General features: G+C 43.3%; 17 protein-coding genes. 12 read left to right on the plus strand and 5 right to left on the minus strand.

The genetic code is table 11. The annotated features are described in order from the left end of the window. Positions 1-11: 11 nt before the first annotated feature. Positions 12-1,865, minus strand: a complete 1,854-nt coding sequence (gene asnB / locus WMO43_RS11690; protein WP_353531318.1) for an asparagine synthase (glutamine-hydrolyzing) — start codon at positions 1,863-1,865, stop codon at positions 12-14. A gap of 114 nt (positions 1,866-1,979) precedes the next feature. On the opposite strand from asnB, the gene WMO43_RS11695 reads away from it, so the two are divergent. After that, a complete protein-coding gene (locus WMO43_RS11695; protein WP_353531319.1) occupies positions 1,980-2,780 on the plus strand; it encodes a Cof-type HAD-IIB family hydrolase in 801 nt (266 codons plus the stop codon). A 20-nt stretch (positions 2,781-2,800) separates the two neighbouring features. Here the strand turns inward: WMO43_RS11695 and WMO43_RS11700 are convergent, their stop codons facing one another. Next, positions 2,801-3,505 (minus strand): FadR/GntR family transcriptional regulator, encoded by a 705-nt coding sequence (locus tag WMO43_RS11700; RefSeq protein WP_353531320.1) that lies wholly within the window; start codon positions 3,503-3,505, stop codon positions 2,801-2,803. Positions 3,506-3,751: 246 nt separating this feature from the next. Here WMO43_RS11700 and hypB point away from each other — a divergent pair, with 246 nt between their 5' ends. The 8 genes from hypB to WMO43_RS11740 all read left to right on the plus strand — a co-directional run bounded on the left by hypB (position 3,752) and on the right by WMO43_RS11740 (position 14,327). Then, entirely contained in the window at positions 3,752-4,420 is a 669-nt protein-coding gene (gene hypB / locus WMO43_RS11705; RefSeq protein WP_177962183.1) for a hydrogenase nickel incorporation protein HypB, read from the plus strand. A 14-nt stretch (positions 4,421-4,434) separates the two neighbouring features. Then, a complete protein-coding gene (locus tag WMO43_RS11710; RefSeq protein ID WP_353531321.1) occupies positions 4,435-7,140 on the plus strand; it encodes an FAD-dependent oxidoreductase in 2,706 nt (901 codons plus the stop codon). Between the two features lie 9 nt (positions 7,141-7,149). Next, on the plus strand, positions 7,150-7,494 hold the full coding sequence (locus WMO43_RS11715; protein WP_178025248.1) for a hydrogenase maturation nickel metallochaperone HypA: 345 nt from the start codon (positions 7,150-7,152) through the stop codon (positions 7,492-7,494). Positions 7,495-7,904: 410 nt separating this feature from the next. Beyond that, on the plus strand, positions 7,905-9,230 hold the full coding sequence (locus WMO43_RS11720) for an MATE family efflux transporter (RefSeq protein ID WP_177962180.1): 1,326 nt from the start codon (positions 7,905-7,907) through the stop codon (positions 9,228-9,230). A 161-nt stretch (positions 9,231-9,391) separates the two neighbouring features. Next, positions 9,392-10,615: a BMP family ABC transporter substrate-binding protein gene (locus tag WMO43_RS11725; RefSeq protein WP_353531322.1), complete on the plus strand. Its 1,224-nt coding sequence runs from the start codon at positions 9,392-9,394 to the stop codon at positions 10,613-10,615. A gap of 89 nt (positions 10,616-10,704) precedes the next feature. Further along, positions 10,705-12,237, plus strand: a complete 1,533-nt coding sequence (locus WMO43_RS11730; RefSeq protein WP_177962178.1) for an ABC transporter ATP-binding protein — start codon at positions 10,705-10,707, stop codon at positions 12,235-12,237. Then, positions 12,234-13,346 (plus strand): ABC transporter permease, encoded by a 1,113-nt coding sequence (locus tag WMO43_RS11735; RefSeq protein ID WP_177962177.1) that lies wholly within the window; start codon positions 12,234-12,236, stop codon positions 13,344-13,346. Before WMO43_RS11730 ends, WMO43_RS11735 begins: the two co-directional genes overlap by 4 nt. After that, positions 13,347-14,327, plus strand: coding sequence for an ABC transporter permease (locus WMO43_RS11740; RefSeq protein WP_177962176.1), 981 nt, complete (start codon positions 13,347-13,349; stop codon positions 14,325-14,327). Between the two features lie 14 nt (positions 14,328-14,341). Here the strand turns inward: WMO43_RS11740 and WMO43_RS11745 are convergent, their stop codons facing one another. Continuing rightward, a complete protein-coding gene (locus tag WMO43_RS11745; RefSeq protein ID WP_353531353.1) occupies positions 14,342-14,668 on the minus strand; it encodes a branched-chain amino acid transporter permease in 327 nt (108 codons plus the stop codon). Then, positions 14,668-15,372: an AzlC family ABC transporter permease gene (locus WMO43_RS11750; protein WP_353531354.1), complete on the minus strand. Its 705-nt coding sequence runs from the start codon at positions 15,370-15,372 to the stop codon at positions 14,668-14,670. Before WMO43_RS11750 ends, WMO43_RS11745 begins: the two co-directional genes overlap by 1 nt. Before the next feature lie 279 nt (positions 15,373-15,651). On the opposite strand from WMO43_RS11750, the gene WMO43_RS11755 reads away from it, so the two are divergent. Beyond that, positions 15,652-16,512, plus strand: a complete 861-nt coding sequence (locus WMO43_RS11755) for a lipase family protein (protein WP_177962175.1) — start codon at positions 15,652-15,654, stop codon at positions 16,510-16,512. Between the two features lie 183 nt (positions 16,513-16,695). Here the strand turns inward: WMO43_RS11755 and ymfI are convergent, their stop codons facing one another. Beyond that, positions 16,696-17,427: an elongation factor P 5-aminopentanone reductase gene (gene ymfI / locus WMO43_RS11760; RefSeq protein WP_353531323.1), complete on the minus strand. Its 732-nt coding sequence runs from the start codon at positions 17,425-17,427 to the stop codon at positions 16,696-16,698. Between the two features lie 172 nt (positions 17,428-17,599). Between ymfI and hpf the strand changes: the two genes are divergently transcribed. Together hpf and WMO43_RS11770 are read left to right on the plus strand one after the other, a co-directional pair. Continuing rightward, positions 17,600-18,127 (plus strand): ribosome hibernation-promoting factor, HPF/YfiA family, encoded by a 528-nt coding sequence (gene hpf, locus WMO43_RS11765; protein ID WP_177962173.1) that lies wholly within the window; start codon positions 17,600-17,602, stop codon positions 18,125-18,127. 785 nt (positions 18,128-18,912) lie between these two features. After that, positions 18,913-19,965, plus strand: coding sequence for a D-alanine--D-alanine ligase family protein (locus WMO43_RS11770; RefSeq protein ID WP_353531324.1), 1,053 nt, complete (start codon positions 18,913-18,915; stop codon positions 19,963-19,965). Positions 19,966-19,977 lie beyond the last annotated feature (12 nt).

The following is a 19,977-nucleotide window of genomic DNA, read 5'->3' on the forward strand; positions in this document are numbered from 1 at the left end:
ATAGGAAGCATTTATAAAAGGATTGTAACCTGATACTTTTTTAACCAATAGTTGATCTGCAACAGATAAGCAGTCATCTGCGGTCCTGCCATAAGCTGACCGTACCATGGAGCACCGTAGTCCTTTGGATGATCTAAGAAAAGCAGCACTGTTTCTTTGTCCACAAGCTGTAAGATCGGTTCGTTTGCGGAGGACAGGACATCTTTTAAGCGTTCACAAAGCAGTGCTTCATAAGCAGGGTGGTAAGTCTTCGGATAAGGACTTTTTTTGCGGAAAAGGATCTCATCCGGCAGCAGTCCCTTAGAAGCCTGTCGGAGCACGTTTTTCACGGTTCCGTCTTTCGCTTTCATTTCCCACGGAACATTAAAAATATATTCTACAAGAGCACGGTCCGCAAATGGAACACGGGCTTCTAAACCGGAATGCATGCTGGTGCGGTCCATGCGGTTTAAAAGAGTCTGCATAAAATAACGGATATTTAAGTAACCGATCCTGCGGCGGTTCGATTCGATTTCATCTTCGGTCGGTAAAACCGCAATTTCAGATACCGAAGTATCATAGATTTTTTGCACATATTTTTCCATCTGTAAGGCATCAAGAAGTGAACCGGATAACAGGGACTGTCTTGGGGTAAGCGACGGAGTCCACGGAAACGTATTGCTCTTTAAGAATTCTTCACGATGGAACCATGGATAGCCGCCAAAGACTTCATCCGCACATTCGCCGGTCAAAACCACCTTGTGGCTCTTGCTGACCTCCCTGCAAAAATAGAGAAGGGAAGAGTCAATATCTGCCATGCATGGGAGGTCATGGGCATCGACCGATTCATAGAGCAGATCCGCCTGCGTCCGGTTGTCACAGGTCAGATAGTGATGGTTGCTCTTTAGGAAATCCACCATTTTTTTCACAAAAGGAGCATCCTGGGACGGCTGGAAGCTGTTGGACTTAAAATATTTGTCATTGTCTTTAAAATCAAAAGAAAATGTAGTCAGCTGTACCCCTTTTTTTCTTAATTCTGCGGCGCAGACCGCTGAAACGACACTCGAATCCACGCCACCGGAAAGGAACGTGCAGACCGGAACATCCGAGACAAGCTGACGGCGGATGGCATCGGTCAGAAGAAAACGCGTCTTTTCGATCGTATCTTCATAGGAATCGCGATGCGGCATCGAAGAGAGCCGCCAGTAATTTGTAAACTGCGTGCCATAGCGGTTATGCGACAGATAAAAGCCCGGTTTTAATTCGTGAATATTGCGAAAGACTGCACTGCCGGGACTTCTTGCAGGCCCCAGGGAAAAAATCTCGTTTAAACCATCAGAATCGACGGCAGCCTCGACACCCGGATAGCAGAACAATCCCTTGATTTCCGAAGAAAAGATCAAGGTGTCATTTAAAAAGGTATAAAACAGCGGTTTGACACCAAAATAGTCACGAAAGAGATAAATCGTTTCGTGACGTTCATCATATACGGCAAATGAAAAGATACCGTCTACCTGTTTTACAAAGTCAGGACCGTATTCTAAAAAAGACAACAGCAGAACTTCCGTATCCGAGGTAGTACGGAAAGTATAGCCCAAAGAAGCAAGCTGCTGTTTTAGGTCCGGCAGATTATAAATCTCACCATTGAAGATCATCTGATACGAAAATCCGCCTGTTTCATATACCATCGGCTGGGAGCCAGTCTTTAAGTCGATAATGGACAATCTGGTATGGGCAAGACCACAGCGTTTTGACAGGGCGAAGCCACATTCGTCAGGCCCTCTGTGAAAGAGAGATGTTGTCATATGTTTAAGAATCTGCTGATATTCTGCCCGGTTCGCAGAGTAGTCAGCATAGGGGTTAAAAAAACCTGAAATACTGCACATAGTTACTCCTGAAAAAAGAATTTTCTATTAGTTTATGAAAAAATGGTGAGGAGTATGCAGTGGACTATGGTATAATAGAAATATAAAGGACACTATAGAATAAAGGGTGATTGTATGATCAAATTAATCGCAACTGATGTAGATGGAACGCTTTGCAGAATCAGTACACCAAAGATCCATGAGGGATATTATGCGGCAGTACGAAAACTGCTGGATAAAGGAGTACGGTTTGCAGCTGCAAGCGGACGCCAGTATCCGGCACTGGCACGCCTTTTTGAACCGGTACATGAGGAACTGCTTTATATAGCTGATAATGGAGCACATGTGCGGGTGGAAAATAAAGATTTGTATGTTTCAAAAATGGATTTAGAGACATCCCATGAGCTGGTACGGGATGTGCGGGCGATTGGAAACGGATGTGAATGTGCATACTGCGTGGCAGGAATTGCATATTTTTCACCACAGGACAAAACAGTCTATCAGATTATGAAAGACAACATGCTCTATGAGTGTCGTATGGTGGATTCGTTAGAAGAACTTAAAGAGCCCTGTATCAAACTGACGGTTTTTCATCCGACAGATGCAGAAGGAGTGACTGCAAAGACCTTTGTTCCCAAATGGGAGGACCGCCTGCAGCTTGCATGCTCCGGTTTTACTTATGTCGATGTGATGAATAAGGGAACGAATAAGGGAAATTCCTTAAAAATGATACAGGACTACTATGGTATTTCACCGGAAGAAACGATGACATTCGGAGATAATATCAATGACTTACAGATGTTTGAAAACGCTTATTACAGCTATGCGGTGGGAGATGCCAGACAGGAAGTCATCGACAGTGCACGTTTTACGGCACCGCCAATGAAAGAGGACGGAGTCCTTCAGGTCCTTGAAAAACTGATCGATACATTATAGGGCAATCGGTTTGCAGATTATTAATAATAAATCGTATATTTGCCATCGATGGACTCGTTCAGAGAGGATGAGATCCATTCGGTGGCTTTATCTACGTCTCTTGCTTCAAAATAATTGCATAACGTATCGCTGTTAGCGTAGAGCTGTTCAATGCCATACATCCGGCAGAAACGCTCCCACAGTGAAATAACCGGTACTTTAAATGAAGTAAAGATCAAAGGGATCAGGGTATTTCCTGATAAAAATGCCAGTTCATGCTGAAAACGGAAAGCAAATTCTGCTGCTTCAGAAGTGGTTTTTGCGGTTTTCAGTGCCTCTACATAACTTCTTAGCAGATGGATTTCTTCATCTTTAGCTTCCGGCAGCCAGAGCCGGATCGCAAGGGAGTCTAAAGCAATACGAAGCTCTAAGATAGAGCGGACTTCCGCTTCACGGAGAATCCCGCCATTATAATTCATGATCGACATCAGGGTATCCATCGTACCGTCTCTGCGGTAATCAGCAACAAAGGTGCCGACACGCGGTTTGATGATCAAAAAGCCTTTTCTGGCAAGTTCCGTAATGCCGGAGTTGACGACCGCACGGCTGACCTGCATGGATTCTGCCAGTTCACGTTCCGGCGGAAGTTTTTCTCCAACCATCAGTCTTCCGGACAGGATCATCGTCTCTAATTCCTGTATAAATAATTCCTTTAATGAAGGTGCATTCAGTTTTGAAAATTCCATTTGTAAAAATCACTTCCTTTTCTGATTGTGGTATGACCACGTTCCAGATACCATTATATTGTAAAATATGACGGAAATCAAGAAAAAAATCAAGCAAAAATATGAAAAAAATACCGGAAATGTGCCATGTTAACCTTGACGAACTTAAAGTATTCGTGTTAAACTTTTGACAAAGAGCAAACTGTTATTCTGGTATGACCAGAGAAAAACAGGAAGATGGTACCATAGATGAAGGAGGAATAGAGAATGGATAAGTTCCGCGTTCTCGAGATTAAGAAGAGTATCTTTGAAGATAATGATCATGAAGCGGACCTTTTAAGAGAAGATCTGAAAAAGGAAAAGACATTCCTTTTAAACCTGATGTCCTCACCGGGGTCAGGTAAGACAACAACTCTTGGACGGACAATTGAGGCGTTGAAAGATGAAATGCGTATCGGTGTTATGGAAGCAGACATTGATTCCGATGTGGATGCAGATACGATTTCTAAGACCGGGGCAAAGGTGATCCAGCTTCATACCGGAGGAATGTGTCATTTAGATGCAGGTATGACAAAGCAGGGGATCGAAGGTCTTGGATGTGAAGATGTAGACTTGGCAATCCTTGAAAATGTCGGCAATCTGGTTTGTCCGGCAGAATTTGACACAGGTGCTTCTAAGAACGCCATGATACTGAGTGTTCCGGAAGGCGATGATAAGCCTTTGAAATACCCGCTGATGTTTAGTATTGTGGATGTACTTTTAATCAATAAGATAGATGCAATGGATTACTTCGATTTTGACATGAAGGCTTGTGAAGAACGGGTAAAGAAGTTAAATCCGAATATTACAATTATCCCGATCTCTGCTAAGACCGGAGAGGGAATCGATAAGTGGGCTGACTGGCTTCGTACAGAAGTTAAAAATTGGAATGCATAGAGAAAGGAAAAGAGATGGCAGAACAAAGAGAATTGATTTTAAAATTAGGTCAGAAGATTACAGACCGAATCGGACATACCGTTACGGTAGATGATCCGGAGTACTGGGGACTTGCAGGAGTTGTTACAGATGAGATGGCAGAGGTTGCCCTTTCTATGAAAGTGCGTGTTCCGGCAACAGCAGAAGAGATTTCTAAAAAATGCGGTAAGAGCTTAGAACGTACAGAAGAATTATTAAAAGAGATGAGTGTGATCGGACTGATCGAGTATAACTGGGAAAATGCAAAGCATGAGAAACAGTACATACTTCCAATGTTTGTACCTGGCTGTGCAGAGTTCATGGTTATGAATACAAAACAGGTCGAGGAGCATCCGGAAATTGCAGATTTCTTCGAGCAGATGGCACGTCTTCCACTTGAGAAAGTAACACCAATGGTACCTCCGGGGGGCGCAGGAATCGGTATGCATGTTATCCCGGTAGAAAAAGCAATCCCAACAGAGCAGAAATCAGCCAGCGTAGAGCATATCTCTCACTGGTTAAAGAAATATCAGGACAAATATGCCGTAGGTCAGTGTTCCTGCCGTACACAGCAGCGTGTCAGAGGCGAGGGAACAGGCGATATCGAAGGAGAACTTTGTATCGGTGTCGGCGATATGGCAGATTACTTAGTAGAGACCAACAGAGGTCGTTACATTACATATGATGAAGTAATGGAGATTTTAGAGCGTGCAGAGAAGAACGGTTATGTACATCAGATCACAAACATCGATGGACAGAACAAGATTTTTGCTATCTGTAACTGTGCAGTTGGCGTATGTAACGCACTTCGTACTTCTCAGTTATTTAACACACCGAATATGTCACGTTCCGCTTACCGCGCAAGCGTAAATCCGCAGGATTGTGTAGCATGTGGACGTTGTGTGGAAGTCTGTCCTGCAGGTGCAGCAAAACTTGGACAGAAGCTTTGCACAAAAGACGGTGGAAAGATCGAATACCCGAAACACGAACTTCCGGACAACACAAAATGGGGACCGGAAAAATGGGATAAGAACTATAGAGATAATATCCGTATCAACTGCTATGATACAGGTACAGCACCATGTAAGACAGCATGTCCGGCACACGTTCCGGTTCAGGGATATGTGAAGATGGCAGCACAGGGAAGATATATGGATGCATTAAAACTCATCAAACATGAGAATCCATTCCCGGCAGTCTGCGGAGCAATCTGTAACAGACGTTGTGAGGACGCATGTACCCGTGGAACCATTGACCAGTCCGTTGCAATCGATGAAATCAAGAAGTTCATTGCAGAGCAGGAAATCAACAGTGCGAACAGATTCGTACCAAAGGTTGAGAACCATGAAGGAAAAGAATTTACAGAGAAAATGGCAATCATCGGAGCAGGTCCTTCCGGTATGTCCGCAGCTTACTACTTAAGAGAAAAAGGATATCCGGTAACCATCTTTGAAAAAGAGCAGAGAGCCGGCGGTATGCTAATGAACGGAATTCCATCCTTCCGTCTGGAAAAGAGCGTGATCGAAGCAGAGATCGACGTATTACGTCAGATGGGTATAGAGTTCAAGTTCGGCGTGGAAGTTGGAAAAGACGTTACAATCCAGCAGTTACGCGAGCAGGGATATAAAGCATTCTATGTTGCAATCGGAGCACAGGGCGGACGTAAGACAGGAGTTCCGGGTGAAGATGCAGAAGGTGTTGTAACCGGAGTAGAATTCTTAAGAAAAGCAAATATCAGTGAAGATGCACATGCACTTTCCGGAGATACTGTAGTAATCGGTGGTGGAAACGTAGCAATCGACGTATCCAGAATGGCACTTCGTTCCGGTTCCACAAAAGTATCCCAGTACTGCTTAGAGTCCCGCGATATCATGCCGGCAGCAGCAGACGAGGTAGAAGAGGCAGAAGAAGAAGGAATCACAATCGGATGCGGCTGGGGACCGAAAGAAATCTTAACCGAGAATGGAAAAGTAAAAGCAGTTGTATTCAAGAAATGTCTCTCCGTATTTGATGAAGAACACCGTTTCAACCCACAGTACGATGAGAACGATACAATCACTGTAGAGTGTGAGAACGTGATCCTTTCCATCGGACAGTCTATCGAGTGGGGCGGATTATTAGAAGGTAGCAAGGTAGAGTTAAACAGAAACAATACAGCCGTTGCAGATGCCGTAACTTTACAGACTGGCGAAGAGGATATCTTCGTAGGTGGAGACGTATACACAGGACCTCGTTTTGCTATTGATGCAATCGCAGCAGGAAAAGAAGCAAGTGTGTCCATGCATCGTTTCGTACATAAGGGACACAGCCTGACACTTTCCCGTGACAGACGTCAGTTCATCGAACTTGACAAAGATAACATCAAAGTTGAGACTTTCGACAATGCAAAACGTCAGGTACCGGGCAAGAAATCAGGAGTATCTAAAGACACCTTCCGTGACCTCAGAAGCACTTTCACCGAGGAGCAGATTAAGACAGAGGCAGCACGTTGTTTAGGCTGTGGAGCATCTGTAGTAGATCCGAATAAGTGTATCGGATGTGGTCTGTGTACCGTACAGTGTGAATTTGATGCAATCCACTTAAATCGTGAATTACCGGAGTGCAGCAACATGTGGAAATCCGAAGATAAGATGAAAGCGGTTCTTCCATATGCTCTGAAACGTAAGATCAAAATTACTTTCAGTGGTAACAAGAAGAAATAGAGGTACAGTATGCACGAACTTGGAATTTTAGTTCATATGGCAAAGACCTTGAAATCTCTTGCAGAAGAGAATCAGCTTACCGAAATCGGGGGGATCACCCTCGAAGTCGGTGAGGTCAGTGGTATCGTGCCGGAATATATGACCGACTGTTGGGCATATTACCGGAAAAAAGAAGATATCATGAAGAATTCGGAACTGAAGATAGAGATTACACCGGCGGTAACCATTTGTGAGAACTGTGGAAAAACCTATCAAACCGTAAAATACGGAAAACAGTGCCCGCATTGTGAAAGCTATGACACATATCTCCTAGAGGGGAACGGGTGCAATATAAAAGAAATAGAGGCTTGCTAAAAACGTAAAAATGTCTTAGAATAGACATCGGAATAAACTTGTCTCAAAAAGAGGACTATAGATTTTGCTGTTTCTGATATTAAACAGTAGATTTATAGTCCTTTTTATGTAACGGGAGATTTTTTGATACTATTTCCTATTACGTTCCGGCTGCCAAAATTGTATTTTCGAGATAGATTGGTCGAACAAGCTGCACAAGTGAAATATTTCGGGTTTCCTTGTGCAGAACATTCCAATGAACCTCCGAAAGCAGAAATCATGTTCGCCAGAGGGCTCCATGATTTCTTGAGTTTCATTTCCATTGCACAAAAAGAAACCTTCCATACTTCACTTGTGCAGCTTGAGGTAACGATCTCATAAAATACAGTTTTGACACCCGGATCACATGAGAAAAAAGATCAGGAGGAAACATGAACCAGGAATACATGAAAGAGAAACCGGTGCTGCCATTGATCCTCTCCATGTCAACACCGATGATGCTGTCCATGCTCGTGCAGTCACTTTACAATATCATTGACAGTATTTTTGTGGCAAAGATCGGAGAAGATGCCTTAGCGGCAGTATCGTTAGTTTATCCGCTTCAAAATCTGATCACGGCACTGACGGTAGGATTTGGAGTGGGAATGAATGCAAGGATCGCATTTTATTTAGGAGCGGGAGAAAAAGAAAAAGCAGATACGGCAACTTCGCAGGGAATTTTCTTAGGAACCGTGCATGGAATATTAGTCACGATCGCGGGACTTTTCTTTGCACCGGTATATTTAAGAATGTATACACAGGATGAGCGTGTACTTTCATGGAGTATTGCATATGCTAATATCATCTTTGGAATGTCGGCACTGTTAGTTGTCGGTGTAACGTTTGAAAAAGTATATCAGGCAGAAGGAAAAATGGTTACGACCATGACCGGCATGATGGCGGGCTGCATTGCCAACATTATCTTAGATCCGCTGATGATCTTTGGAATCGGATTTTTCCCGAAGATGGGCGTGCAGGGAGCAGCCGTTGCAACCGGACTTGGCTGGGTCGTAACATTGGGCTATTATCTGTGGTACTACTTCAGCGGCAGGGTGACGTTAAAGATACGCATGAAAGAGATGCGGCCGACAAAAGAGATCAGTGTCAGAATGTACCAGGTGGGAATCCCGGCAACCTTAAATATGGCACTGCCATCCCTGCTGATCTCTGCATTGAACGGAATGTTAGCCGTATATTCCCAGATGTATGTGGTCATTTTAGGTATTTATTTTAAACTACAGAGTTTTATCTATCTTCCGGCAAACGGAATTGTACAGGGCATGCGTCCGCTGCTAAGTTATAACTACGGAGCTGGGGAAAAAGAGCGCGTACGGAAAATTTTCAGGATCTGTCTGGAACTGATCGCAGGAATTATGTGCATCGGAATGTTGGTATGCCTGTGTCTGCCGCAGGAACTGATGGGAATGTTTACAAACAACAGCCAGACTATTGCAGAAGGTGCAAAAGCGCTCCGCATCATCAGCCTTGGATTTGTGATCTCCGCGGTATCAGTAGTCTGTGCAGGAGCATTAGAGGCACTTGGAAAAGGAATGTCCTCATTAGTCATTACACTTTTAAGGTATGTAGTGATCATATTGCCGGCAGCCTATATCGGAAGTCATTTCTTGGGAGTAACGGGAGTCTGGAGTGCATTCGTGATCGCCGAAACGCTGACTGCAATCGTCGCCATATTAATATGGAAAAGACAGAGAATGTAGAAAAATGTAAAAAAAGTGTGAACGTAAGCATTGACAACCTTCAAATTAATGATATACTAGACAATGTGTTATAAACGAAACTTAGCCGGAAGTACCGGTGATGCAAAGAGGCATAGAGCAAAGCTATGCCTTTTGCTTACTCAAAACATGGAGGGAAAGAAATGAAGAAATTTGCAGCATTACTGCTTGCAGGGGCTATGGCATTTTCCATGATGGCATGCGGAAGCAGCAGTGACAAGAAAGCAGACGACAAATCATCTGACAGCAAAAAGACAGAGTCTGCAAAGAGCACGTCAGCGTCAGATATCAAAGTCGGAGTAATTTACATCGGCGATGAGAACGAAGGTTACACAGAGGCACACATGAAGGGTATCCAAGAGATGAAAAAAGAGTTAGGATTATCTGATGATCAGATCATCGAGAAGACTCTGATCCCTGAAGATGAGACATGCTATGATGCAGCAGTGGATTTAGCTGAGCAGGGATGCAACATTATCTTTGGAACAAGTTTTGGACATGAGTCCTATCTGCTTCAGGCAGCAGCAGAATATCCGGATGTACAGTTCTGTCACGCAACAGGATATCAGGCAGCAAGCAGCGGACTTGACAATATGCACAACTACTTTACAGCAGTTTACGAATCCCGTTATGTATCCGGTGTTGTAGCTGGTTTAAAATTAAACGAGATGATCGAAAATGGTGATATCAAAGAAGACCAGACAAAGATCGGTTATGTTGGAGCTTACCCATACGCAGAGGTAAAATCCGGTTATACAGCATTCTTCTTAGGAGTAAGAAGCGTATGCCCATCCGCAACCATGAAAGTTATCTACACAAACAGCTGGGCAAGTATTGACCTTGAGAAAGAAGCAGCAGAGTCCTTAATCGCAGACGGATGCGTATTAATTTCTCAGCATGCAGATACAACAGGTGCTTCTACCGCTTGTGAAAAAGCAGGTGTTCCAATCGTAGGATATAACGTATCCATGATCGCAACAGCTCCTACACAGGCATTAACATCTGCATCCATCGACTGGGGCCCATACTACACATATGCAGTAAAGAGCGTTATTGATGGAACAAAGATCGATACAGACTGGTGCAAAGGCTATGACGATGGCGCTGATAAGATCACAGAGCTGAACGACAAAGCAATTGCAAAGGGAACAAAAGAGAAAGTAAAAGAAGTAGAGGATGCGATCAAAGATGGCTCTTTACATGTATTTGATACTTCTACATTTACAGTAGATGGAAAAGAACTTGATTCCTGGAAAGATGACAACGGAAATGAGTACATCAAAGACGGTTACTTCCACGAGTCAGAGTTACATTCTGCACCTGCATTTGCTATCAACATTGATGGTATTGAGAGCGTAGAGAAATAAATAGAGTGCAATCTATTTGAAAGCATCAAAGGGGTTGTTGCGAAATGATATTTTGCAGCAATCCCTTTCAAGGTTAAGGAGGTTTGGTTTTGGAACAGGCGAATGCGATCGAGTTAAAAAATATTACGAAACGCTTCGGGGAGGTTGTTGCAAACGACAGTGTGGACTTATCCGTAAAGCATGGAGAGATTTTATCCGTCCTTGGAGAAAACGGAAGTGGTAAGACTACACTGATGAATATGATATCAGGCATTTATTTCCCGGATGAGGGACAGATTTTTGTGGACGGCGAAGAGGTGTCTATCTGTTCCCCAAAGGATTCTTTTGCATTGGGGATCGGAATGATCCATCAGCATTTTAAGCTGGTAGATGTTCTGACGGCAGCAGAGAATATCATCCTTGGTTTAGAAGGAAAAAGTGTTCTGGATATGAAAAAGGTAGTTCAGGATATTCAGGAAGTGACCGAACGTTACGGTTTTGAACTGGATCCGAATCAGAAGATTTATGATATGTCAGTTTCCCAGAAGCAGACCGTAGAGATTGTAAAAATGCTTTACCGTGGTGCAAATATTCTGATACTGGACGAGCCTACGGCAGTTTTAACACCGCAGGAGACAGAAAAATTATTTACCGTACTGCGTAACATGAGAGATCAGGGGAAATCCATTATCATCATTACGCATAAGCTGAATGAGGTACTTGCACTGTCTGACCGTGTATCGGTTTTAAGAAAAGGAAAATATATCGGTACGGTAGAAACGAAAAATGCAACGGCAGAATCTTTAACAGAGATGATGGTCGGTGAAAAAATAGATCTGAATATAGAGCGCCCGGATCCGGTGAACCCTGTAAAACGTCTGGTGATCGAGAATCTTTCCTGTGTGAACAAGGAGGGCGTAAAGACATTAAAGAATGCGTCGATGGAAGCTTATGGAGGAGAGATCCTCGGTATTGCGGGAATTGCCGGAAGCGGACAGAAGGAATTGCTTGAGGCAGTTGCAGGACTTCAGATGACGGAATCGGGAAGTGTACGTTATATTACAGAAGATGGTGAAGAAAAAGAACTGCTGAGTATGAAACCGGCAGATATTAAAAAACTTGGAGTGGCATTATCCTTTGTACCGGAGGATCGTCTGGGAATGGGACTGGTTGGTTCCATGGGAATGACAGGCAACATGATGCTCCGTGGTTATAATGAAGGACGTGGAATTTTTGCAAACCGCAAAGAACCAAAAGAATTGGCAGAAAAGATTGTAGACCAGCTGCAGGTGTCCACACCGAGCGTCAACACTCCGGTCAGCCGTCTTTCCGGCGGTAATGTGCAGAAAGTACTGGTAGGACGCGAGATTTCCGCAGATCCTACGGTATTGATGGTGGCATATCCGGTCCGTGGACTGGACATCAACTCATCACTGACGATTTATGATCTGTTAAATGAGCAGAAAAAACGCGGTGTTGCCGTAATCTGTGTCGGCGAAGATCTGGATGTATTATTAGAGCTTTGTGATAAGATATTAGTGCTTTGTGGTGGAAAGATTACCGGTGTTGTAGATGCAAGAAAGACCACAAAAGAAGAAATTGGTCTGTTGATGACGAAGGAAGAGGAGGAATCCGAGGCATGACAAGTGAACATTCAGTTTCAAAAAAAGAACCGTTGGTTCATATCTCGAAAAGAGACAGGATCTCTTTTGGAAAAGCATGGGGAATCCGAATTATTGCAGTATTAATTTCTTTAGTAGTATGTGCATTGGTCATCGTTGCACTGACAAAGTTAAATCCTTTAGAAGTATATCGTTCGATCGCGGATGGAGCAGTCGGAACGGAAAGACGTTTGTGGGTGACGATCCGTGATACGATGATCCTACTGTGTATCGCAGTCGGACTGACACCGGCATTTAAAATGCGGTTTTGGAATATCGGAGCCGAAGGTCAGATCTTAGCGGGAGCAGCCGCAGCTGCAGCCGTTATGATCTATGGCGGAGATTCGATGAGCAATGGTGTGTTACTGGTTGTGATGTTTTTAGCAGGACTTGCCGCAGGTTTAGTCTGGGGTCTGATCCCGGCAGTATTTAAAGCATTTTTAAATACGAATGAGACACTGTTTACCCTGATGATGAACTATGTAGCGATGCAGATCGTAACTTTCTGTATCGTATTCTGGGAGAACCCGGAAGGTTCTAATACCGTCGGTATTATCAATGCGCCGACACAGGCTGGATGGCTTCCGGCACTGGGCGAATGGACTTACGGCTGGAATGTGATCATCATTATGGCGATCACGCTTTTGATGTATTTCTATTTGAAATACAGTAAGCAGGGATATGAGATCGCAGTCGTTGGAGAAAGCGAGAACACCGCACTCTACGCAGGAATCAGCGTAAAAAAAGTCATCATGCGTACGATGGCGATTTCCGGAGCAATCTGCGGAATTGCAGGTTTCGTATTGGTCAGCGGTGCAAGCCATACGATTTCTACCAGTACGGCAGGCGGAAGAGGATTTACGGCGATCATCGTTGCATGGATGTCAAAATTCAATACCTTTGCAATGATCTTAGTATCCTTCTTCTTGGTATTTATGGAAAAAGGAGCGATCCAGATCGCATCCCAGTTCAATCTGAACGAGAATGCATCGGAAGTTATCACCGGAATTATTTTATTCTTCCTGATCGGATGTGAATTTTTTATCAATTATAAAGTAGAGTTCCGTAAAAACAGAAAGGAGGCAAAATAAATGACAGTGCTGATTACCTTTATTCAAAAAGCGATCGGACAGGCAGTGGGAATGCTCTTTGGAGCAACCGGAGAGATTATCACTGAGAAGTCCGGAAACCTGAATCTTGGAATTCCGGGTATGATGTATATGGGAGGAATTGCAGGTCTGATGGGAGCCTTCTTCTATGAAAAAACGGCACAGAATCCGAATGGTCTGGTAGGACTGCTGATCTCTTTTGTATGTGCAGTTCTCTGTGCAGCTTTCGGTGGACTGATCTACAGTGTACTGACCATTACCCTGCGGGCAAACCAAAATGTAGCAGGTCTGGCACTGACAACCTTTGGTGTAGGTTTTGGTAACTTCTTCGGAGGTTCTATTTCAAAACTGGCAGGCGGTGTTGGTCAGATATCCGTAGCAACAACTGCAGATGCTTATCGCAAGAGCATTCCGGTGTTAAGTGAGATTCCGGTAGTTGGAAAGATATTATTCTCCTATGGATTTTTAACCTATCTTTCTGTTATCCTTGCGATCTTAGCTTCCTGGTATCTGAATAAGACCAGACAGGGTCTGAACTTAAGAGCGGTCGGTGAAAGTCCGGCAACCGCAGATGCAGCAGGAATCAATGTTACAAGATACAAATACCTTGCTACCTGTATCGGTGGAGGCATTGCAGGTTTAGGCGGTCTTTACTTTGTTATGGAATACCTTGGAGGAACATGGACAAACAATGGATTTGGTGACAGAGGATGGTTAGCGATCGCACTGGTTATCTTCGCATTGTGGAAACCGGTCAATGCTATCTGGGGTTCCTTCTTATTTGGAGCACTTTATATTCTCTACCTTTACATTCCGGGATTGACGAGAAGTTCCCAGGAGATATTCAAGATGCTTCCATATGTGGTAACGATCGTCGTGCTGATCATTACAAGTTTCAGAAAGAAACGCGAGAACCAGCCACCGGCAAGCCTTGGAGAATCCTATTTCCGTGAGGAAAGATAAGGGTATTCTGGAACTTAAAATACTAATTGAACGAGAAGTATATAGCAGATCGTGCCGCCGGCGATAGATAAAAGCATCTGGCGTTTCCACGGGTGCAGAAGAACAACTACCGCAATGGCGATCGCTTCAGGGATTCCGTGGCTGCCAGAAAAGATACTTGCATTTTTTAAGCAGTAAGCGATCGGCAGTCCAAACACTGCAGCAGGGAGAACTTTTCCAAGATACCGGATATACTTTGGGGTCGGTTTTCCCGATGGAAAAACTAAAAATGGAAGAAAACGTGTTACCATCGTGGCAAGAACAACCGCTGCGATGGTAATTATTTGTTGTGTCAACGTCATCATGCGGTCTCACCGCCTTTCTCTAAAGGTTTTCGTAAGAGTGTCAGCACTCCTGCGATTGCGATCATGGAAGGGATCATAAAGTCATCTGCGCCAAAGGCGATCAGGCAGAGCAGCGAAAGCACAATGCCAAGAATAGAACTGGTATGATCCTTATCTTTCAGCCATTGTTCTAAAAAGATCACAACGAACAGGGCAGTCAGAACAAAATCCAGACCTTCTGTATTAAAATGAATAAACGAGCCTAAGACACCACCCAAGGTAGAACCGAAGAACCAGTAGAACTGATTCAAAAGCGTTACAAAGAACATAAACCAACCCTTGTCCACGCCCTCGGGAATGTCCGCTGTATAGTTAATGGAAAAACTCTCGTCGCACATGCCAAAGATCAGATAGCACTGTTTCCATCCGGTGCCACGATATTTATCTAACATGGAAATACCATAGAACAGATGTCTGGCATTGATCATCAGTGCCATTACGAATGCCTGCAGCGGGTTAAATGCTCCAAGCAGAAGATTCACTGTAACAAATTCCATGGATCCGGCAAAAATGGTGATGCTCATAAGCATCGGATACCAGAAACTGAAACCGGAAACATTCATATAAATCCCATAAGTCAATCCTAAAAACCAGAAACCCGCAAAGATGGGAACCGTCAGCGGAAAGGCAGCCAAGGGAAGAAATTGTGAAAAAGTATCAATAGAGCAAATATTCTAAAAATAAGTGAAAAATAGCACAACTCAGGCGATTCTGACGCTGTTATTCGTGATATTTACGAATAAAAACGAAAAAACTTGAAACGATAATATACAATGCGATGAAAAATAGTAACAAAATGCAAAAAAATTATACAAATGCAACAAAGTGTTTAAAAAATGCTATTGACGAAATAGTTGCAGGATGATAAATTATAGTTGTAAAGAAAAACAATCTACAAGCCGTAAGGATGCAGGAAAGAGATTTAAGGAGGAGAAGCAAAAATGAAAAGAATTTTGAAATGGGTTGCTAGCTTAGCACTGACGGTAGCAGTTGCTGGAACAACATTTTTACCGGCAATGACAGCTAACGCAGCAGAGGCAGAGGGAACAGAAAAGGTATACACAACATCTTGTGATATGGCAAAGTTCATCTATCAGGGATATTACCACTGTGATACAGGTGTAAATCCTAATTCAAACGGACCGATTGCTATTTCCAAAGCGAAACTGGAAAACAAAAATGTTTTCGGAAAAAAAGTTACAAAAGATGTTTACATCGTAGGTCTTGCAGGAACTGAGTTCATGTTTAACGAGCCACGCGGAGTCATCACAGACTTACAGGTAGGTTTCGAGCAGGATAACTTCTATATCAGAGAGATCAGAAAAGTTGTTTGCAAAGTAGTTCCAAAAGGAGCAAACGTAATCTTCACAGGACACAGCTTAGGTGGAATGGTTGCACAGCAGGCAGCAGGCGATAGAACATTAAAACATCGCTATAACATCATCAACACAATTTCCTTTGGTTCACCACTGATCAACCCGATTGGAAGAGAAGGAAAAGTACAGCGTCTTGGTGATACATCCGATATCGTACCATACATGAGTGCACAGTCATTCGTTCGTCCGGTACATCAGATCGCAGGACTGAACAGAGAAGACGGTGGATATGCAAAGAAAGATTTCGCAGAAGCGCACATGAGAAGCTACCTTCGTACAGATGTATGGGGTGACTACGATGTACTTGGATTCAAAGGCGGAAGTGCTAAGATCATCATTGATGAGAATGACATTGAGTCCTATGGCGCATACATCATTCCATTATTAAAAGATCTTCCAAGAATCGACATGAGCCCATGGAGCTAAGATTTTAGGGAAAATAAGACAGTAATACTTCATTTGCACACAATAAGGTAAACTTGTAGAATGTTTTAGAACGAAAAAGTGCAGAGAAGCAAGAGGGTACAAATAAAAGAAGGAAGCCGTTGACAGGGGTAAGTCAGCGGCTTCCTTTTTCGATTATTCTCAGACTTAAAAAATAAGATGTTTTTAGCACCAGCCGCCATCCATGGTTATGATCTGTCCGGTCAGATAAGCCGGGGCAGTTGCAAGGCGGTAAATACATTCGGCTGCTTCTTGAGGTGTGCCGTAACGTCCGATCGGGATCTCCTCTTCTAAAGCAGCCCGTTCCTCCGCAGAAAAACAGGAATTCATACGGGTGTCGATCGTACCAAATGCAGCGGCATTTACCCGGATATTGCTTGGGGCAAGCTCTTTTGCCAGTGCTTTTGTGAAAGAATTCACAGCCCCTTTGGAAGCAGAATAGGCAACTTCCATTGAAGCACCGATGTTCCCCCAGACAGAAGAGACATTGACGATGCTGCCGGATTTTTTTGATAACATATAAGGAATTGCCTCCCGGCAGCAGTAAAAGACAGAGTCCAGATTGATACCCATCACACGGTGCCACTCTTCGTTGCTCATATCGCCAAGCAATCCGATGTGCGAAATGCCGGCATTGTTGATCAAAATGTCGATGCCACCGAAACGCTCCATTGTTTTTTCAAACATTTCTTTTACAAAGTCCGGCGAGCTGACATCACCGATCAATGAGATGCAGTCAACGGAATAATTTTTTTTCAAATAAAATTCTAATGCAGACAATTCTTCTACGGACTGTCGGCAATTGAGTATTAAAGTGCAGCCTTCTTTTGCGAACCGTTCGGCAGCGGCTTTTCCAATCCCGTGGGATGCACCGGTAATAAGAACACGCTGATTCATAGGAAATCCTCCGTTTTTCTTCTATATGTATCATGTCGCCGGAAAAATGTCAACTTGAATGTAAAAATTTAAAAATAATTCTGAATATTACTTGAGATAAAGGTGAAATGTGGTATAATAGATTTAGATATCAAAGAACGATATCAAATAACTAGCAAAGGGGTTGGGCAATATGCGTATCACAATTACGGGCAGAAATATTGACATTACAGATGGATTAAGATCAGCAGTAGAGGACAAGTTATCAAAACTCGAAAAGTATTTTACTCCCGACACCGATGTTTTTGTAACCTTAAGTGTAGAAAAAGAGAGACAGAAAATCGAGGTCACCATACCGGTAAAAGGAAATATCATCCGTTCAGAGCAGGTTAGCAACGATATGTATGTTTCCATCGATCTGGTAGAAGAGGTCATCGAGCGTCAGCTTAAAAAGTACAAAAATAAATTGGTTTCCAAACAACAGAATGCTGCAAGCTTCCGTAAAGAATTTATAGAGAAAGAAGTCAGCACAGACGATGAGATCCAGATCATCCGTACCAAACGTTTCGGCATGAAACCGATGTATCCGGAAGATGCCTGTGTACAGATGGAATTGTTAGGACATAATTTCTTCGTATTCCGTAATGCGGAGACGGAAGAGGTCAATGTGGTGTATAAGAGAAAAGGCAATACTTATGGATTGATCGAGCCGGAGTTCTAAAAGGTCAGGATATTATGAGCTAGGTGGGAATTTGTTAGGAAGGTGGTTGGCAAGGGGTGCACAAATGAGACATTCCAAGTTTCCTTGTGCAGACCATTCTAATGAACCTCTGAAAGCAGAAATCGTGTGCGCCAGAGGGCTTCACGATTCCTTGAGTTTCATTTCCATTGCACAAAAAGAAACTTTTCATATCTCATTTGTGCAATCGCCGACATACTTCTCAAATCAGAATATCAGAAACTTTCTTTATAGAACTAGCTCGAATAAGGAGTATATTGTTACAGTATAAAGAATATATGGGACAGGCATTGTACCAAGAAAGGGGTGCAATGCCTGTCCGTTCTTTTTGCCTATCAGGTGGATATAACCCTAAACTTTTAGTTTTAGAAACACTTTTATCAGGCTATATCCCTCAAATATAACCAGAACAACATATTCAAGGAGTATAGGCCGCCTGCCCCCTCCATTATGGAAGGCTTCCTTTTGTGCAATGGAGATGAGACTCTGGCGATTGTGGAACCCACTGGTGACACAATTGCCGTCTTAGAGGCTCATCGGAATGGTCTGCACAAGGAACCCTGGAATAATGGAGGGGGCAGGCGGTCAATACCCTTTATTACGTCAATACCCCCTTAGTCAATACCCTGAAAAAACTGCTCATATCCTGAAAAAAGTGTTTCTTCTTCACAGACCGCTTGTCATAGACATGAAAATGTTTTACTATTAATAAGTATTTGTATGATAAAAAAACAATAGGTTATAAGATAGGAAAAGGAGACGGAATCATGGACATCGTAGTATTAGCAGGAGGACTCAGTACAGAGCGTGATGTATCTTTTGTGACAGGAAATATGGTAAGCAAGGCATTGAGAAAGAATGGTCATCGTGTCATTCTTTTAGATGTGTTTATGGGATATAGTGATAAGAAAGAAGATATCAGTGATATTTTTGAACATACAGAGGAGGTCAGCGTTCAGATAGAAGAAATACCGACGGTGGCACCGGATCTAGCGGCAGTAAAGGCATCCAGAGCAGACCAGTCCGATAATTTTTTCGGGCCGAATGTTATTGAAATCTGTCAGAAGGCAGATGTGGTATTTATGGCACTTCATGGAGAGAATGGAGAAAACGGTAAGATACAGGCAGCTTTTGATCTGTTTGGCATCCGTTATACGGGAACCGGCTATTTAGGAAGTGCATTAGCGATGGATAAAAACATTGCAAAACAGTTCTTTGTGGCAAACGGTATTCCGACACCGGGTGGAATCAGGATGAAACGTGACGAGCAGATCCGTGATTTTGCAAAGACCGGACTGAATCTTCCGTGTGTGGTAAAACCATGCTGTGGCGGTTCCAGTATCGGCGTGTCCATTGTACGGACCATTGAGGAATATGAAGCAGCTTTAGAAGAAGCCTTCCGTTGGGAGGAAGAAATCCTGATCGAAGATTATATCGAGGGCAGAGAGTTTTCTGTTGGAGTGTTAGAAGGTAAGGCACTTCCGATCATTGAGATTGCTCCGGTCGAAGGATTTTATGACTACAAAAATAAATATAAAGCAGGCAGTGCGGTAGAGACTTGTCCGGCACAGTTATCAGAAGCCGTTACAAAACAGATGCAGCAGTATGCGGTAGAGGTTACAAAAGTATTGGGACTTGGGGCATATTCCAGAATGGATTTTCTGTTAGACAGCAGGGAACAGATGTATTGCCTTGAGGCAAATACACTTCCGGGTATGACACCGACCAGTCTGTTACCACAGGAGGCGCAGGCAGTAGGAGTCAGCTTTGAGCAGCTTTGTGAAAAGCTGATAGAGTTGTCTTTGAAAAAATATGCATAAAATTCCTGTGCA

It is taken from the genome of Maccoyibacter intestinihominis, assembly GCF_040096355.1.
GTDB lineage: Bacteria > Bacillota > Clostridia > Lachnospirales > Lachnospiraceae > Maccoyibacter > Maccoyibacter intestinihominis.

Bases quoted from the DNA above. Each gene is read 5' to 3' on its own strand.
- WMO43_RS11740 (WP_177962176.1), top strand. From the start codon at position 13,347: ATGACAGTGCTGATTACCTTTATTCAAAAAGCGATCGGACAGGCAGTG.
- hypB (WP_177962183.1), top strand. From the start codon at position 3,752: ATGGATAAGTTCCGCGTTCTCGAGATTAAGAAGAGTATCTTTGAAGAT.
- WMO43_RS11720 (WP_177962180.1), top strand. From the start codon at position 7,905: ATGAACCAGGAATACATGAAAGAGAAACCGGTGCTGCCATTGATCCTC.
- WMO43_RS11710 (WP_353531321.1), top strand. From the start codon at position 4,435: ATGGCAGAACAAAGAGAATTGATTTTAAAATTAGGTCAGAAGATTACA.
- WMO43_RS11715 (WP_178025248.1), top strand. From the start codon at position 7,150: ATGCACGAACTTGGAATTTTAGTTCATATGGCAAAGACCTTGAAATCT.
- WMO43_RS11745 (WP_353531353.1), bottom strand. From the start codon at position 14,668: ATGACGTTGACACAACAAATAATTACCATCGCAGCGGTTGTTCTTGCC.
- asnB (WP_353531318.1), bottom strand. From the start codon at position 1,865: ATGTGCAGTATTTCAGGTTTTTTTAACCCCTATGCTGACTACTCTGCG.
- WMO43_RS11695 (WP_353531319.1), top strand. From the start codon at position 1,980: ATGATCAAATTAATCGCAACTGATGTAGATGGAACGCTTTGCAGAATC.
- WMO43_RS11770 (WP_353531324.1), top strand. From the start codon at position 18,913: ATGGACATCGTAGTATTAGCAGGAGGACTCAGTACAGAGCGTGATGTA.
- WMO43_RS11755 (WP_177962175.1), top strand. From the start codon at position 15,652: ATGAAAAGAATTTTGAAATGGGTTGCTAGCTTAGCACTGACGGTAGCA.
- WMO43_RS11725 (WP_353531322.1), top strand. From the start codon at position 9,392: ATGAAGAAATTTGCAGCATTACTGCTTGCAGGGGCTATGGCATTTTCC.
- WMO43_RS11735 (WP_177962177.1), top strand. From the start codon at position 12,234: ATGACAAGTGAACATTCAGTTTCAAAAAAAGAACCGTTGGTTCATATC.
- hpf (WP_177962173.1), top strand. From the start codon at position 17,600: ATGCGTATCACAATTACGGGCAGAAATATTGACATTACAGATGGATTA.
- WMO43_RS11700 (WP_353531320.1), bottom strand. From the start codon at position 3,505: ATGGAATTTTCAAAACTGAATGCACCTTCATTAAAGGAATTATTTATA.
- ymfI (WP_353531323.1), bottom strand. From the start codon at position 17,427: ATGAATCAGCGTGTTCTTATTACCGGTGCATCCCACGGGATTGGAAAA.